Below are 15,877 nucleotides of genomic sequence, written 5' to 3'. Positions count from 1 at the left end.
CCATCGAAGGAGAACACCATGGCAGTCGACAGCTTCCACGCCAAGGAGTCGCTGAAGGTTGGTGAGCAGAGCTACCAGTACTTCCGCCTGGACGCCGTCCAGGGCGAGGGGCTGGACGTGGCCACGCTTCCCTACAGCCTGAAGGTGCTCCTCGAGGCGCTGCTGCGCACCGAGGACGGTGCCGACATCACGAAGGCCGACATCGAGGCCCTCGCCGGCTGGGACGCCGAGGCGGACCCCAGCAAGGAGATCCAGTTCACGCCCGCGCGCGTGATCATGCAGGACTTCACCGGCGTCCCGTGCGTCGTCGACCTCGCCACCATGCGTGAGGCGATGGCCGACCTGGGCGGCGACCCGGCCAAGATCAACCCGCTCGCGCCGGCCGAGATGGTCATCGACCACTCCGTCATCGCCGACGTCTTCGGCACGCCGGACGCCTTCGAGCGCAACGTCGAGATCGAGTACGAGCGCAACGGCGAGCGCTACAAGTTCCTGCGCTGGGGCCAGGGCGCCTTCGACGACTTCAAGGTCGTCCCGCCGGGCACCGGCATCGTCCACCAGGTCAACATCGAGAAGCTGGCGCGCGTGGTGTTCACCCGCGACACCGACGGTGAGCTCGTGGCCTACCCCGACTCCTGCGTCGGCACCGACTCGCACACGACCATGGTCAACGGCCTCGGTGTCGTGGGCTGGGGCGTCGGCGGCATCGAGGCCGAGGCCGCGATGCTCGGCCAGCCGATCAGCATGCTCATCCCGCGCGTCGTCGGCTTCAAGCTGTCCGGCGAGCTGCCCGAGGGTGCCACCGCGACCGACCTCGTCCTCACGATCACCGAGCAGCTGCGCAAGCACGGCGTCGTCGGCAAGTTCGTCGAGTTCTACGGCCCCGGCGTCTCGGCCGTCCCGCTGGCCAACCGCGCCACGATCGGCAACATGAGCCCCGAGTACGGCTCGACCGTCGCGATCTTCCCGATCGACGACGAGACGACCAAGTACATGCGCCTCACCGGCCGCGACGAGGAGCAGATCGCCCTCACCGAGGCCTACGCCAAGGCCCAGGGCCTGTGGCACGACCCGGCCGCCGAGCCGCGCTACTCCGAGTACCTCGAGCTCGACCTCTCCGAGGTCGTCCCGTCGATCGCCGGCCCGAAGCGTCCGCAGGACCGCGTCGTGCTGGCCGAGGCCAAGCAGGGCTTCCGCGGCGCGCTGGCCGACTACGCCACCGACGAGGTCGACGGCGACCGCAAGCCCGGCGTCCCGCCGGCGGCGAACGAGGAGACCGGCTACGACGAGGCCGTGGCCGAGACGTTCCCGGCCTCCGACCCGGTGTCGAGCCACGACGACGGCAAGAGCGCGCCCAAGGACTACGCGTCCTGCGCCCCGGCCGACGGCGGCCGCCCGAGCAACCCGGCGATGGTGACGCTCGAGGACGGCACGCAGTTCGAGCTCGACCACGGCGCGGTCACGATCGCGGCCATCACGTCGTGCACCAACACGTCCAACCCGTCGGTCATGATCGGCGCGGCGCTGCTGGCCAAGAAGGCCGTCGAGAAGGGCCTCGCGCGCAAGCCGTGGGTCAAGACGACGCTGGCCCCCGGCTCGAAGGTCGTCTCGGACTACTACGAGCGCGCCGGCCTCACGCCGTACCTGGACAAGCTGGGCTTCAACCTGGTCGGCTACGGCTGCACCACCTGCATCGGCAACTCCGGCCCGCTCATCCCCGAGGTCAGCGCGGCGGTCAACGAGAACGACCTCGCCGTCGTCTCGGTGCTCTCGGGCAACCGCAACTTCGAGGGCCGGATCAACCCGGACATCAAGATGAACTACCTGGCGTCGCCGCCGCTGGTCGTCGCGTACGCCCTGGCCGGCTCCATGGACATGGACATCACCACCGAGCCGCTGGGCAACGACACCGAGGGCAACCCGGTGTACCTCAAGGACATCTGGCCCTCGCCGGCCGAGGTCGAGGACGTCATCCAGGAGGCGATCTCCTCGGACACGTTCAGCCGTGAGTACGCCGACGTCTTCGCCGGTGACGAGCGCTGGCAGAACCTGCCGACGCCCGACGGCGACACCTTCGAGTGGGACGCGGACTCCACCTACGTCCGCAAGGCGCCCTACTTCGACGGCATGCAGCTCGAGCCCAGCCCGGTCGAGGACGTCTCCGGCGCCCGCGTCCTGCTCAAGCTCGGCGACTCGGTCACCACCGACCACATCTCGCCGGCCGGTGCGATCAAGAAGGACAGCCCTGCGGGCAAGTACCTGATGGAGAACGGCGTCGAGCCGCGCGACTTCAACTCGCTGGGGTCGCGTCGCGGCAACCACGAGGTCATGATCCGCGGCACGTTCGCCAACATCCGCCTGCGCAACCAGATCGCCCCCGGCACCGAGGGCGGCTTCACGCGCGACTTCACCGCCGGCGGCGAGGTCACCTCGGTGTTCGACGCCTCGCAGAACTACCAGGCCGCCGGCACCCCGCTGGTCGTCCTGGCCGGCAAGGAGTACGGCTCGGGCTCGTCGCGCGACTGGGCGGCCAAGGGCACGGCGCTGCTGGGCGTCAAGGTCGTCATCGCCGAGAGCTACGAGCGGATCCACCGCTCCAACCTCATCGGCATGGGCGTCCTGCCGCTGCAGTTCCCCGAGGGCCAGAACGCCGAGAGCCTCGGCCTGACCGGCGAGGAGACCTTCGAGTTCACGGGCATCACCGAGCTCAACGAGGGCCGCACGCCCAAGACGGTCAAGGTCAAGGCCGGCGACGTCGAGTTCGACGCCGTCGTGCGCATCGACACCCCCGGTGAGGCGAACTACTACCGCAACGGCGGCATCATGCCGTACGTGCTGCGCAGCCTCCTCTGAGCTGAGCGGCCACCCCACGCGCTGAGGGTGACGTTGTTGAGGCGACACGCCGTGTCGAGCCGCAACAACGTCACCCTCAGCGCTTTCCCGGGAGAGTGAGAGCGTGACGATCCACACCGACCACCCGTTCGTGCCCGGCGAGGGGGACCGCGACCCCCTGCGCCGCCTGCGCGGACGTCTGGCCGCGCCGGTGACGGTCTGGACGACCGGCCACGGACGCGACCGCGCCGGGCTGACGATCTCCTCGCTGCTCGTCGCCGACGGCGACCCCGCGCGCGTGCTCGGGCTCGTCGACGAGGACTCCGAGCTGGCCGACGCGCTGGACGACACCGGGCTCGTCACCGTCAACGTGCTGGGGGAGCGGCACCGCTTCCTGGCCGACGCGTTCGCCGGCCTGGCGCCGGCCCCGGGCGGCCCGTTCACCCAGGGCGAGTGGGCCGACGGGGAGCACGGCCCGCGCCTGGTCGACGCCGTCGGCCACCTCGGCGTCCGGCTCGACGACGCCCCGCGGCGGCACGCGGGCTGGGCGCTGCTGGTCGAGGGCACGGTCGAGCACGTGGCCGTGGGGGAGGGCGAGCCGCTCGTCCACCTGCGTGGCCGGTACCGGACGTAGGCGACCGGGCCGCCAGCCGACTCGTCGGTAGACTGGCCCAATGTCGTCGGGCAACGTGGGAGAAGGAGATCGGATGGGCGTCCTGGACCGCGTGACGGGCCCCGCCGACCTCGCCGGGCTGACCGACGCCGAGCTCACCGAGCTCGCCGCGGAGGTGCGCGAGCGGCTGCTCGTCTCGGTCGCACGCAGCGGCGGCCACCTCGGCCCGAACCTGGGCGTCGTCGAGCTGACGATCGCGATGCACCGCGTCTTCGACTCCCCGCGCGACCGCATCGTGTGGGACACCGGGCACCAGTCGTACGTCCACAAGATGCTCACCGGCCGCGCCGCCGACTTCGAGCGGCTGCGCCAGGAGGACGGCCTGTCGGGCTACCCCTCGCAAGCCGAGTCCGAGCACGACTGGGTCGAGAACTCCCACGCGTCCACGAGCCTGTCGTACGCCGACGGCATGGCCCGCGCGAACCAGCTGCGCGGCAGCGACGACCACGTCGTCGCGGTCATCGGCGACGGCGCCCTCACCGGCGGCATGGCCTGGGAGGCGCTCAACAACATCGCCGCCGACCAGACTCGTCGGCTCGTCGTCGTGGTCAACGACAACGGACGCTCGTACACGCCGACCGTCGGCGGCCTGGCCAACAAGCTGGCCCAGATCCGCACCAACCCGCGCTACGAGCCCACGCTGCGCGCGGTCAAGGAGCGGCTCAGCCGCGGCGGCACCGTCGGCAGCGCGGCCTACGAGGCGCTCCACGCGATGAAGAAGGGCGTCAAGGACGCCTTCGCCCCGCAGAACATGTTCGAGGACCTCGGCCTGAAGTACCTCGGCCCGGTCGACGGCCACGACCGCGCCGCGGTCGAGCAGGCGCTCACGCTGGCCCGCAACTTCGGCGGCCCGGTGCTCGTGCACGTCATCACGACCAAGGGCCAGGGCTACGACATCGCCGTGGCCAACGAGAACGACCAGATGCACCAGTCGGGCCCGTTCGACCGTCTCACCGGCGACGCCACCACGGTCGCGCCGGTCGGCTGGACGTCGGTCTTCCGCGACGAGGTGGTGCGCCTGGCCGACGAGCGCGACGACCTGGTCGGCATCACCGCCGCCATGCTCTACCCGGTCGGCCTCGACGCGTTCGCCGACAAGTTCCCCGACCGGGTCTTCGACGTCGGCATCGCCGAGCAGCACGCCGTCACCAGCGCGGCGGGCATGGCCATGGCCGGGCTGCACCCGGTGGTGGCGGTCTATGCGACCTTCATGAACCGCGCCTTCGACCAGGTGCTGCTCGACGTCGCCCTGCACCGCTGCGGCGTCACCTTCGTGCTCGACCGCGCCGGTGTCACCGGCGACGACGGCGCGAGCCACAACGGCATGTGGGACATGTCGCTGTTCCAGCTCGTCCCGGGCCTGCAGCTGGCCGCCCCACGCGACGGCGCCCGTCTGCGCGAGCTGCTGCGCGAGGCCGTCGCCGTCGAGGACGCGCCCACGGTCGTCCGCTTCGCCAAGGGCGCCGTGCCCGACGACCTGCCGGCCATCGACCGCGTGGGCCGCAGCGACGTCCTGAGCCGCGACGACGACGCCGAGGTGCTGCTCGTGGCGGTCGGCTCGTTCGCCCGGGCCGGTGAGCGGGCCGCGGCGCTGCTGCGCGAGCAGGGCGTCCGCGTGACCGTCGTCGACCCGCGCTGGGTCAAGCCGGTCGACGCCTCGATCCTCGACCTGGCCCGCGAGCACGAGCTCGTCGTGACGTTCGAGGACAACGGTCGCGTCGGCGGCGTCGGTGCGTCGATCACCGCCGCGCTGCAGGACGCCGGCATCGACACGCCGGTCGCCGTCCACGCCGTCGCGCAGGAGTTCCTCGACCACGCCAAGCGCGACGTCGTCCTCGGCCGGCTCGGCCTCACGCCCGAGGCCGTCGCCGCCGACACCCTCGACCGGCTCGGCCGGAATACCTCCGACTCCTGAGGCATTGACGATGAAGTGGTTCCGTGAGAAGCGACGCCCCGAGCGTCCGTACACCGAGCGTCCCGTCCTGATCCATGCCCTCGACGGCTTCCTGGGCGCGGGCAACGCGTCCCGGCTCGCCGCGCAAGCGCTGTCGAGCGGCCAGGGGCAGGTGCTCCACAGCTTCGACGTCGACGAGTTCTACGACTACCGCGCGCGCCGCCCGCTCATGGCGTTCAAGGCCGACCACTACGCCGAGTACGACGAGCCGCGGCTCGACGTCGTCCTCGAGCACGACGTCAACGGGCACCCCTACCTGCTGCTGGCCGGCCCCGAGCCGGACTTCCGCTGGGAGGCGTTCATCGACGAGCTGGCCGACGTGGTCGGCGAGCTCGACGTGTCGCTGACCCTCGGCCTCGGTGCCGTGCCCATGGGCGTGCCGCACACCCGGCCGCTGGTGCTGACCTCGCACGGCACCAAGCCGTCGCTGGTCGACCGCAAGAACCTGTGGCAGGGCACGGTCAACGTGCCGTCGTCGGCCGCCTCGCTGCTGGAGCTGCGGCTCGGCGAGCGCGGCGTCGACGCCGCCGGCTACGTCGTCCACGTGCCGCACTACCTGGCCCAGATCGAGTACCCGACCGCGGCCATCGCGCTGCTCGACGCGCTCCAGGCCCGCACCGGCCTGACCGTCGACCTGGACGACCTGCGTCGCCAGCAGTCCGAGACGCTGGTCGAGATCCAGAAGCAGATCGACGAGCAGGACGGCGGTGCGCTGCTCAGCGGCCTGGAGCAGCAGTACGACGCGTTCACCCGAGGCGCGGCCGACTCGCTGCTGGCCCACGACGAGGAGCTGCCGACCGGCGAGGAGCTGGCCGACCAGTTCGAGCAGTTCCTGGCCAAGATCCGCAAGGAGGACCAGGAGTGAGCACCGGAGTCGACGACCTGCTGCGTCTGCTCGACCTGGAGCCGCTGGAGGTCGGGCTGTTCCGCGGCTTCCCGCCGGAGAACCCGAGCCGCCCCGACCGCGTCTACGGCGGACACGTCGCCGCCCAGGCGATGGCCGCGGCGCAGCTGACCGTGCCCGAGGACTGCCTCGTGCACTCCTTCCACGCCTACTTCATCCTGGCCGGCGACGCCACGGTGCCGGTGGTCTACGACGTCGAGAACGTCCGCGACGGCCGCACCTTCCGCACGCGTCGCGTCGCCGCCCGCCAGCACGGCGCGATCATCTTCTACATGACCGCCTCGTTCCAGAAGGACGAGCCGGGCCTGGACCACCAGGACGCGATGCCGCCGGTGATGGCGCCCGAGGACGCGACGCCGCTGGCCGACATCGTCAAGCTGCTCGACCCCGAGCAGGGCGAGCAGTGGAAGTCGCAGTGGGGTGCGATCGACCTGCGCTACGTCGGCGACGACCGTCCGGCCGACGACCCGATGCGCCAGCGCGAGCCGGCCGTGCAGCGGTTCTGGTTCCGCACGGCGTCGGAGCTGCCGTCCGACGACCCGCGGCTGCACGTCAACGCCTTGACGTACATGAGCGACCTGACGCTGCTGGGCGCCTCGCTCGTCCCGCACGGCAAGGTCATCGGCGACCCGAGCATCATGCCGGCCTCGCTCGACCACACGCTGTGGTTCCACCGCCGCTTCCGGGCCGACGAGTGGCTGCTGTACGACCAGCACTCGCCGTCCGCCTCCGGCGCACGCGGACTGTCGACCGCGCGGATCTTCGACCAGCAGGGCCGGCTCGTCGCCACGGCGGCGCAGGAGGGGCTCATCCGCCCCATCACCCGCCGCTCCTGACTCCCGGTCCCTGAGGCGCTGCTCCGCCCCCTGAGGCGCTGCTCCGCCCCCTGAGCCTGTCGAAGGGGCTTCGACCGGCTCAGCCAGCGGGGGCGGGCTCAGCCGGCGGGGACGCTGTCTAGAGCGGGGTGACGCGACCGACCAGGTGCGTGACCGGCTTGCGCTCTCCCTGGACGCCGAACACGGTCGTCCCGGCCTCGCCCTCGGCCGAGCCGAGCAGGACGGTGGTCGGCAGCAGCACGGGCTTGCGAAACTCCACGTCCACGCGGAACGCCGCCGGAATCCGGTTCTCCAGGGCCGCGAGGCAGCGCGCCTTGGTCCACATGCCGTGGGCGATGTTGCTCGGGAAGCCGAACGCCTTGGCCGTCCACGGGTGCAGGTGGATCGGGTTGCGGTCGCCCGAGACGGCCGCGTAGCGACGTCCGAGACCGCCGTCGAGCCGCCACCGGGCCACGCCCGGCGGGGGCTCCACGCCCTCGAGCGGGGCCGCCTCCTCCGGGCCGCGCCCGGACCCGCGCGCGAACAGCGTCGTCGTCTCCTCCCACACCGTCTCGCCCCGGGTGCGCGCGACCGTCACGAGGTCGACCAGGCGTCCCTTGGGGTGCGGGCGCAGTCCCTCGGCGTGCACGGCGACCGAGAGCGGCTCGGTGACGCCGATCGGGCGGTGCTGGACGATCGTGTTGCGCAGGTGCACCAGGCCCATGGGTGCGAACGGGAACCGCGTGTCGGTCATGAGCGCCAGGTGCAGCGCGAACGCGTGCATGTGCGGGTACGTCGCCGGCAGGGTGTCGCGCAGCCCGAAGCCGCAGACCTCGCGGTACGCCCGCAGGTGCGCCGGGTCGGCCGACACGTTCTTGCGCTCCAGCACGACGTCCGGGACGCCGTCGGACGCGTGCTTGACCCCGGGCAGCGACCCGACACCGGGCAGCGCCGGCAGCAGCGCACGCCCGTACAGCGGGAGCGTCGCGGGAGGCTTCTCGTACAGCCGGCGCGTCACGTCAGGCGCCCAGCAGGCTCTGGCCGCAGACCCGCACGACGTTGCCCGACACGGCGGACGAGCCGGGGTGCGCGATCCAGGCGACGGTCTCGGCGACGTCGATCGGCTGGCCGCCCTGCGACATCGAGCTGAGCCGGCGTCCGGCCTCGCGGATGCCCAGCGGCATCGTCTTGACCATGTCGGTCTCGATGAAGCCCGGGGCGACCGCGTTGACCGTGATGCCCTGCTCGGCGAGCCGCGGCGCCAGGTCCTGCACCAGGCCGATGACGCCGGCCTTCGCCGCGCCGTAGTTGGTCTGGCCCGAGTTGCCGGCGATGCCGGCGATCGACGAGACGCCGAGCACGCGGCCGCCGGGACGGATCAGCCCCTGCGAGACGAGCTCCTCGGTGATGCGCTGCGGGGCCCCGACGCTGATGTCGACGACCAGCGCGAAGCTCTCCGGCTTCATGTTCTTGAGGCGCTTGTCGCGGGTGATGCCGGCGTTGTGCACGACGACGTCGACGCCGCCGTGGTGCTCCTTCAGGTACGCCGCGATGCGCTGCGGGGCGTCCGGCACGGTGATGTCGAGCGCGAGCCAGCCGCCCTCGAGCTCGTCGGCGAGCTTCTTGAGGTCGTCGGCCATCGCGGGCACGTCCAGGCCGACGACGGTGGCGCCGTCGCGGTGCAGCGTGCGGGCCATCGCCGCGCCGAGCCCGCGGGAGGCGCCGGTGACCAGCGCGACCTTGCCCGCGAGCGGACGCTCCGGGTCGGTCACGGCGTCGGCCGCGGTCAGCGCGGTTAGGCCGAGCCGCACGACCTGGCCGGAGACGAACGCCGAGCGGGGCGAGAGCAGGAAGCCGATGGTCGAGGCGAAGGAGTCCTCGGCGCCGTCGCCGACGTAGACGAGGTTGACCGCGCCGCCGTTGCCGATCTCCTTGCCGAGCGAGCGGGTGAAGCCCTCCAGGCCGCGCTGGGCGATGGCGGCGCCGGTGCTGCCGGCCTGCTCGGGAAGGCGTCCGACCACCACGACGTGGGCGCTGGACGAGACGCTGCGCAGCACCGGGGTGAAGAAGCGCTGCAGCTCGACCAGGCCCTCGGGGGAATCGATGCCGGTGGCGTCGAACAGCAGGCCCTTGTAGCGCTCGCCCTCGACGAACGACCCGGTGGCGGTGATTCCGAGCGTGGTCAGCGCGGCGCCCACGCGGTCGCCCAGGACGCTGCCCGGCGCGGACCCGACCAGCACCGTGCCCTTCACCGTCGGGTCGCCGGGGCTCCAGCGGTCCAGGAACGGCGGGTTCGGCAGGCCGAGGTTCTTGACCAGCAGCTTGCCGACGGGGGAGTGGGCCAGGGCCTGGTAACGGTCGCTCATTCGACGGGTTCCTTCATCTCGCATACCATCGGTATCTGGATCTGGTCCGGAACGATAGCCTCATGCCACGGCGTCGTCCACACCGCGAGTGTGCCGTGACCGTCCGGACCGCACGACCCGAGTCGACCCAGCAGGAGAGAACATGGCCGCCAAGAACGCCCCGCAGTCCTCCACCGCGTCCGCGCTCGCGCCCTCGGTGCGCCGCGTCGCCGTGATCGGCGGCAACCGCATCCCGTTCGCGCGGTCGAACACCGCGTACACCGAGGCGTCCAACCAGGACATGCTGACGGCGGCGATCGACGGGCTGGCCCACCGCTACGGGCTCGAGGGCGAGCGGGTCGGCCAGGTCGTGGCCGGCGCGGTGCTCAAGCACTCGCGCGACTTCAACCTGGCCCGCGAGTCGGTGCTGGGCTCGGTGCTCTCGCCGGCCACGCCGGCCCACGACGTCCAGCAGGCCTGCGACACCGGCATCCGGGCGATCATCGACGTCGCCGACAAGATCGCGCTGGGCAAGATCGAGTCGGGCATCGGCGGCGGCACCGACACCACGTCGGACGCGCCGCTGGCGGTCGGCGAGCGCCTGCGCAAGCACCTGCTCGCCGCCAACCGGGCCAAGGACGTCAAGGGCCGGCTCAAGGCGCTCGTGAAGATCCGTCCCCAGGACCTCGCGCCGTCCATCCCGCAGAACTCCGAGCCGCGCACCGGCATGTCGATGGGCGAGAGCCAGGCGCTCACGACCGTCGAGTGGCAGATCGGCCGGGAGGAGCAGGACGAGCTCGCGGTCGCGTCCCACCACCACCTGGCCGCGTCGTACGACGCGGGCTGGCAGGACGACCTCGTGACGCCGTTCCAGGGTCTGGAGCGCGACAACAACCTGCGTCCGGACTCCTCGGTGGAGAAGCTGGCCAAGCTCAAGCCGGTCTTCGGCAAAGGCGAGGCGGCCACCATGACCGCCGCCAACTCCACGCCGCTGACCGACGGTGCGTCCGTCGTGCTGCTGGCCAGCGACGAGGAGGCCGAGCGGCACGGCTGGACGCCGCTGGCCTACCTGGTCGACTACGAGACCGCCGCCGTCGACTACGTGTCGGGCCGCGAGGGCCTGCTCATGGCACCGGCCTACGCCGTCCCGCGCATGCTCGAGCGCCAGGGCCTGACGCTGCAGGACTTCGACTTCTACGAGATCCACGAGGCGTTCGCCTCGCAGGTGCTGAGCACGCTCAAGGCGTGGGAGGACCCGATCTTCTGCAAGGAGCGCCTGGGCCTGGACGCCCCGCTGGGCTCGATCGACCGGGCGAAGCTGAACGTCAAGGGCTCCTCGCTGGCCGCCGGGCACCCGTTCGCCGCCACGGGCGGACGCATCGTGGCCAACCTGGCCAAGCTGCTGCACGAGAAGGGCTCGGGCCGCGGCCTGATCTCCATCTGCGCGGCCGGCGGCCAGGGCGTCGTCGCCATCCTCGAGGCCTGACGGCGGGGCCCGCGGGCCCGACGACGAGTGGCTGTCGGAGGGGGACCGTAGGCTCAAGGGCATGAGGCCTCGTTCCCAGCTCAAGCGCCAGGTCGCTCCCTTCAAGGTCGTCTCGGACTACCAGCCCGGCGGCGACCAGCCGACCGCCATCGCGGCGCTCGAGCAGCGGATCAAGAGCGGCGAGCAGGACGTCGTGCTCATGGGCGCCACGGGCACCGGCAAGACCGCGACGGTCGCGTGGATGACCGAGCGGCTGCAGCGTCCCGTGCTCGTGCTCCAGCCGAACAAGACGCTGGCGGCGCAGTTCGCCAACGAGCTGCGCGAGCTGTTCCCCGACAACGCGGTCGAGTACTTCGTCTCGTACTACGACTACTACCAGCCCGAGGCGTACGTCCCGCAGACCGACACCTACATCGAGAAGGACTCCTCGATCAACGAGGAGGTCGAGCGCCTTCGCCACTCGGCGACCTGGTCGCTGCTGACCCGTCGCGACGTCATCGTCGTCGCGACTGTCTCGTGCATCTACGGCCTCGGCTCGGCCGAGGAGTACACGAACCGCATGCTCGGGTTCAAGGTCGGCCAGGAGCACCCGCGCGAGGAGCTGCTGCGCACCCTGGTCGAGGCGCAGTACGTCCGCAACGACGTCACGGCGACCCGCGGCACGTTCCGCGTGCGCGGCGACACGGTCGAGATCTTCCCGGTCTACCAGGAGATGGCCGTCCGCATCGAGTTCTTCGGCGACGAGATCGAGCGGCTCATGACGCTGCACCCGCTCACCGGCGAGGTGCTCAGCGACGACCAGGAGCTCTACGTCGGCGCCGCGACCCACTACGCGGTCGGCAGCGACATCATGGAGCGCGCGATGGTCGGCATCGAGCTCGAGCTGGCCGACCGGCTCGCCGAGCTCGAGCGCGACGGCAAGCTGCTGGAGGCCCAGCGGCTGCGCATGCGCACCACCTACGACCTCGAGATGATGCAGCAGATCGGCACCTGCTCGGGCATCGAGAACTACTCGCGCCACATGGACGGGCGTCCGGCCGGCTCGGCGCCGAACTGCCTGCTCGACTACTTCCCCGACGACTTCGTCCTGGTCGTCGACGAGTCGCACGTGACGATCCCGCAGATCGGCGCGATGTACGAGGGCGACATGTCGCGCAAGCGCACCCTGGTCGAGCACGGCTTCCGGTTGCCCAGCGCGATGGACAACCGGCCGCTGAAGTGGGGCGAGTTCCTCGAGCGCATCGGCCAGACCGTCTACCTCTCGGCGACCCCCGGCAACTACGAGATGGAGAAGTCCGGCGGCGACGTCGTCGAGCAGATCATCCGACCGACCGGCCTGGTCGACCCGGAGGTCGTGGTCAAGCCGACGAAGGGCCAGATCGACGACCTCATCAGCGAGATCCGCACGCGCGTCGAGAAGGACGAGCGGGTGCTGGTCACGACGCTGACCAAGAAGATGTCCGAGGACCTCACCGACTACCTGCTCGAGGCCGGGCTGCGCACCCGCTACCTGCACAGCGAGGTCGACACCCTGCGCCGCGTCGAGCTGCTGCGCGAGCTGCGCATGGGCGAGTACGACGTCCTGGTCGGCATCAACCTGCTGCGCGAGGGCCTCGACCTGCCCGAGGTGAGCCTGGTGGCGATCCTCGACGCCGACAAGGAGGGCTTCCTGCGCTCCAACCGCTCGCTCATCCAGACCATCGGTCGTGCGGCGCGCAACGTGTCGGGCCAGGTCATCATGTACGCCGACACGATCACGGCGTCGATGGCCGACGCGATCGAGGAGACGAACCGCCGGCGCGAGAAGCAGCAGGCCTACAACCGCGAGCACGGCGTCGACCCGCAGCCGCTGCGCAAGAAGATCGGCGACATCACCGACATGCTCGCCCGCGAGGACGCCGACACGTCCGCGCTGCTCGCCGCCACCGGCGACAAGCGGCGCAAGGGCGCGCCGGTGCCGCTCGGCCAGCACACCAAGTCGCTGGCCGACCGTCCGGCCGGCGACCTGGCGCAGCTCATCGAGTCGCTCAACGACCAGATGCACGCCGCCGCGGCCGACCTGCAGTTCGAGGTGGCGGCCCGCCTGCGCGACGAGATCCACGAGCTCAAGAAGGAGCTGCGCGGCATGATCGACGCCGGCGTCTGACGGCGTCGGCGCCGTCCCGGCGCGTGCGACGTGGCGGCGCCTGACAGAATGTCCTGCGGAGGGGAGTATTCCTTCGCCGCAGTGTCGTCATCACGGGAGCCGTCCAGTGCTCCCCGGTGCTGCGGGTCACCGGCCACGGTGGCGGAAGAGACCTCCGGACGCCTGTTAGACGACCGGAGGATCAGTGGACGTTTCCACTCTGGAATGGACGATCACCATCGCGGTGACCGTCGCTGTCTTGTTGTTCGACGTGGTGGTGATCGCGCGCAACCCGCACGAGCCGACGCTCAAGGAGTGCGCCACCGCCCTGTCGGTGTACGTGGGTCTGGCCATCGCCTTCGGCATCTGGACCTGGACCTACCACGGGCACGACTACGGCGTGCAGTTCTTCGCCGGCTGGCTGACCGAGTACAGCCTGTCCGTGGACAACCTGTTCATCTTCATCATCATCATGGCCAGCTTCTCGGTGCCGCGTAAGTACCAGCAGGAAGCGCTGATGGTGGGCATCATCCTGGCCCTGATCTTCCGCGGCATCTTCATCGCGCTGGGCGCCGCCGCGATCAACAACTTCTCGTGGGTGTTCTACATCTTCGGCGCGTTCCTGGTCTTCACCGCGTACAAGCTGATCGGCAACCACGACGACGAGACCGACGGCGACAACGCCATCGTCAAGTTCGCCCGCAAGCGCCTGCCGATGACCGACCGCTGGGACGGCCTGAAGCTGAGCGTCCGCGAGAACGGCAAGCGCCTGTACACGCCGATGCTGCTGGTCATCATCTCGCTGGGCACGACCGACCTGCTGTTCGCGCTGGACTCGATCCCGGCCATCTACGGCCTGACCCAGGAGCCGTACTTGGTCTTCACGGCCAACGTGTTCGCGCTCATGGGCCTGCGCCAGCTGTACTTCCTGCTCGGTGACCTGGTGAACCGCTTGGTCTACCTGTCGTACGGCCTGGCGTTCATCCTGGCCTTCATCGGCGTGAAGCTCGTCCTGCACGCACTGCACGAGAACGAGCTGCCGTTCATCAACGGCGGTGAGCACGTGAAGGTGCCGGAGATCCCGACGCTGCTGAGCCTCGGCGTCATCATCGTGACCCTCGTGGTCACGGCGGTGCTGAGCCTCATGAAGACCCGCAAGCAGGACCGCGCGCAGTCCTGACCCGCACGCCCGTCGGCCCCGGTCCCACGCAGGGACCGGGGCCGACGTGCGTCCTCAGTCGATCTCGTGCGGCGGGATGTCCTCGGGGTCGCGGAGCTCCATGCGCTCGCCCTGGCGGCGGCGGTGCAAGTAGACCGGCACCGACAGCACCAGGCCCACGAGCAGCAGCAGCCCGGCGACCTCGTACTGCTGGCCGTCGCGGCCCGACAGCGGCGTGACGAGGTACAGGCAGCTGACCGCGCCGAGCAGCGCCACCGGCGTGCGGGTGCGGAAGTGGTCGCGGTCGACCCGGTCGCGGCGCAGCACCAGCACGGCCACGTTGACGACGGCGAACACGGCCAGCAGCAGCAGCGACGTCGTGCCGCCCAGCACGGCCACGGCATCCTCGCTGGCGTACGAGACGTAGGCGATGAGCGCGAACGACAGCAGGGTGGTGAAGGCGATCGCGGTGTACGGCGTCCGGCGGCGGCTGACCTTGCCGAGCGAGCGCGGCAGGACGTCCTGGCGGGCCATGCCGTAGAGCAGCCGGCTGGCCATCATCATGTTGATGAGGGCGGAGTTGGCGACGGCGAACATCGAGATGAACGGCAGCACGTCGTCGACCGGGAAGTCGGGGGCGCCGCGCTCGACGACCAGCACGAGCGGGGTGTCGGTGTCGGCCAGCTCGCCGACCGGCACGATCGCCACGGCGCAGATCGCCACGAGCACGTAGATGAGCCCGGCGATGCCCAGGCCGGTCAGCATCATCCGCGGGAAGATGCGGTGCGGGTCCTTGCACTCCTCGGCCATGTTGACCGAGTCCTCGAAGCCGACCATCGCGAAGAAGGCCAGCGACGTCGCGGTGGTGACGGCCAGGAAGACGTTCTTGTCCTCGGGGGTGTCGAAGGCGACCACGCGACCCCAGTCGGCGTCGCCGCCGGCGATCACCCACAGGCCGACAACGATGACCAGCGCGAGACCGGAGAGCTCGACCAGCGTGAGCACGACGTTGGCCTTGACGCTCTCGCTGACGCCGCGCAGGTTGACCGCCGCGACGAGCGCCATGAAGCCGAGCGCCACCAGCAGGATGCCGCCGTCGCCCGCCTCCCAGCCGATGCCGGTGGCCAGGTTGGACGCGAACGCGCGCGCGGCGGTCGACGCCGACGTGATGCCCGAGCTCATCACCGCGAACGCGATCATGAACGTGACCAGGTGGATGCCGAACGCCTTGTGCACGTACAGCGCGGCGCCGGCGGCCTGCGGGTACTTGGTCACCAGCTCCAGGTACGAGAACGCCGTCAGCAGCGCGACGGCGAACGCGACCAGGAACGGCAGCCAGGCCGCGCCGCCCACCTCGGCCGCCACCTGGCCGGTCAGCGCGTAGACGCCGGTGCCGAGGATGTCGCCCACGATGAACAGCAGGAGCAGGCCGGGGCCCATCACCCGCCGCAGCTCGTGACCCTGCTCGTCCGTGGATGCCTCGTCGTGGACCGTCATGTCGGTCGCCTCCGCTCGTCCGGCCGAAAGTTGACCTCAGAGTGGAGCCGTTGGCCGTGAGACGCAACAGGGCGTAGTAGTTTCGGC

11 protein-coding genes are annotated in these 15,877 nt (G+C 70.7%); 8 read left to right on the top strand and 3 right to left on the bottom strand.

The genetic code is table 11. The features are described 5' to 3' along the window. Positions 1–18: 18 nt before the first annotated feature. The 5 genes from E0W78_RS02595 (at position 19) to E0W78_RS02575 (ending at position 7,199) form a co-directional block, all read left to right on the top strand. A complete protein-coding gene (locus E0W78_RS02595) occupies positions 19–2,853 on the top strand; it encodes an aconitate hydratase (RefSeq protein WP_131402293.1) in 2,835 nt (944 codons plus the stop codon). Positions 2,854–2,956: 103 nt separating this feature from the next. Next, a complete protein-coding gene (locus tag E0W78_RS02590) occupies positions 2,957–3,466 on the top strand; it encodes a flavin reductase family protein (protein WP_131402292.1) in 510 nt (169 codons plus the stop codon). A 73-nt stretch (positions 3,467–3,539) separates the two neighbouring features. Continuing rightward, a complete protein-coding gene (gene dxs / locus E0W78_RS02585; protein ID WP_131402291.1) occupies positions 3,540–5,420 on the top strand; it encodes a 1-deoxy-D-xylulose-5-phosphate synthase in 1,881 nt (626 codons plus the stop codon). A 10-nt stretch (positions 5,421–5,430) separates the two neighbouring features. After that, positions 5,431–6,324: a PAC2 family protein gene (locus E0W78_RS02580; RefSeq protein WP_131402290.1), complete on the top strand. Its 894-nt coding sequence runs from the start codon at positions 5,431–5,433 to the stop codon at positions 6,322–6,324. Continuing rightward, positions 6,321–7,199 carry an acyl-CoA thioesterase II gene (locus E0W78_RS02575; RefSeq protein ID WP_131402289.1) on the top strand — a complete coding sequence of 293 codons (879 nt, stop codon included), beginning with the start codon at positions 6,321–6,323 and terminating at the stop codon, positions 7,197–7,199. Before E0W78_RS02580 ends, E0W78_RS02575 begins: the two co-directional genes overlap by 4 nt. Before the next feature lie 118 nt (positions 7,200–7,317). On the opposite strand, the gene E0W78_RS02570 is transcribed toward E0W78_RS02575, so the two are convergent. Further along, complete coding sequence (locus tag E0W78_RS02570; protein WP_207392594.1) at positions 7,318–8,196, bottom strand: MaoC/PaaZ C-terminal domain-containing protein; 879 nt, start codon at positions 8,194–8,196, stop codon at positions 7,318–7,320. Position 8,197: 1 nt separating this feature from the next. Then, positions 8,198–9,544 carry a 3-oxoacyl-ACP reductase gene (locus E0W78_RS02565; protein ID WP_131402288.1) on the bottom strand — a complete coding sequence of 449 codons (1,347 nt, stop codon included), beginning with the start codon at positions 9,542–9,544 and terminating at the stop codon, positions 8,198–8,200. Between the two features lie 142 nt (positions 9,545–9,686). Here E0W78_RS02565 and E0W78_RS02560 point away from each other — a divergent pair, with 142 nt between their 5' ends. From E0W78_RS02560 to E0W78_RS02550, 3 genes are all read left to right on the top strand, one after another. Beyond that, complete coding sequence (locus E0W78_RS02560; protein WP_131402287.1) at positions 9,687–11,009, top strand: acetyl-CoA C-acetyltransferase; 1,323 nt, start codon at positions 9,687–9,689, stop codon at positions 11,007–11,009. Positions 11,010–11,070: 61 nt separating this feature from the next. After that, positions 11,071–13,155, top strand: coding sequence for an excinuclease ABC subunit UvrB (uvrB, locus tag E0W78_RS02555; RefSeq protein WP_131402286.1), 2,085 nt, complete (start codon positions 11,071–11,073; stop codon positions 13,153–13,155). 184 nt (positions 13,156–13,339) lie between these two features. Continuing rightward, on the top strand, positions 13,340–14,314 hold the full coding sequence (locus E0W78_RS02550; RefSeq protein WP_131402285.1) for a TerC family protein: 975 nt from the start codon (positions 13,340–13,342) through the stop codon (positions 14,312–14,314). A 54-nt stretch (positions 14,315–14,368) separates the two neighbouring features. Here E0W78_RS02550 and E0W78_RS02545 read toward each other — a convergent pair whose 3' ends face one another. Continuing rightward, positions 14,369–15,790: an APC family permease gene (locus tag E0W78_RS02545; protein ID WP_207392593.1), complete on the bottom strand. Its 1,422-nt coding sequence runs from the start codon at positions 15,788–15,790 to the stop codon at positions 14,369–14,371. Positions 15,791–15,877: the final 87 nt, after the last annotated feature.

The sequence above is a fragment of the Aeromicrobium sp. IC_218 genome (assembly GCF_004336805.1).
Lineage (GTDB): Bacteria > Actinomycetota > Actinomycetes > Propionibacteriales > Nocardioidaceae > Aeromicrobium.
This window is presented reverse-complemented; position numbering and strand designations above follow the sequence as displayed.

What these genes read in the sequence shown, in the direction of transcription:
- E0W78_RS02595 (WP_131402293.1), top strand. Translation starts at nt 19, where the DNA reads ATGGCAGTCGACAGCTTCCACGCCAAGGAGTCGCTGAAGGTTGGTGAG.
- dxs (WP_131402291.1), top strand. Translation starts at nt 3,540, where the DNA reads ATGGGCGTCCTGGACCGCGTGACGGGCCCCGCCGACCTCGCCGGGCTG.
- E0W78_RS02580 (WP_131402290.1), top strand. Translation starts at nt 5,431, where the DNA reads ATGAAGTGGTTCCGTGAGAAGCGACGCCCCGAGCGTCCGTACACCGAG.
- E0W78_RS02565 (WP_131402288.1), bottom strand. Translation starts at nt 9,544, where the DNA reads ATGAGCGACCGTTACCAGGCCCTGGCCCACTCCCCCGTCGGCAAGCTG.
- E0W78_RS02560 (WP_131402287.1), top strand. Translation starts at nt 9,687, where the DNA reads ATGGCCGCCAAGAACGCCCCGCAGTCCTCCACCGCGTCCGCGCTCGCG.
- uvrB (WP_131402286.1), top strand. Translation starts at nt 11,071, where the DNA reads ATGAGGCCTCGTTCCCAGCTCAAGCGCCAGGTCGCTCCCTTCAAGGTC.
- E0W78_RS02545 (WP_207392593.1), bottom strand. Translation starts at nt 15,790, where the DNA reads ATGACGGTCCACGACGAGGCATCCACGGACGAGCAGGGTCACGAGCTG.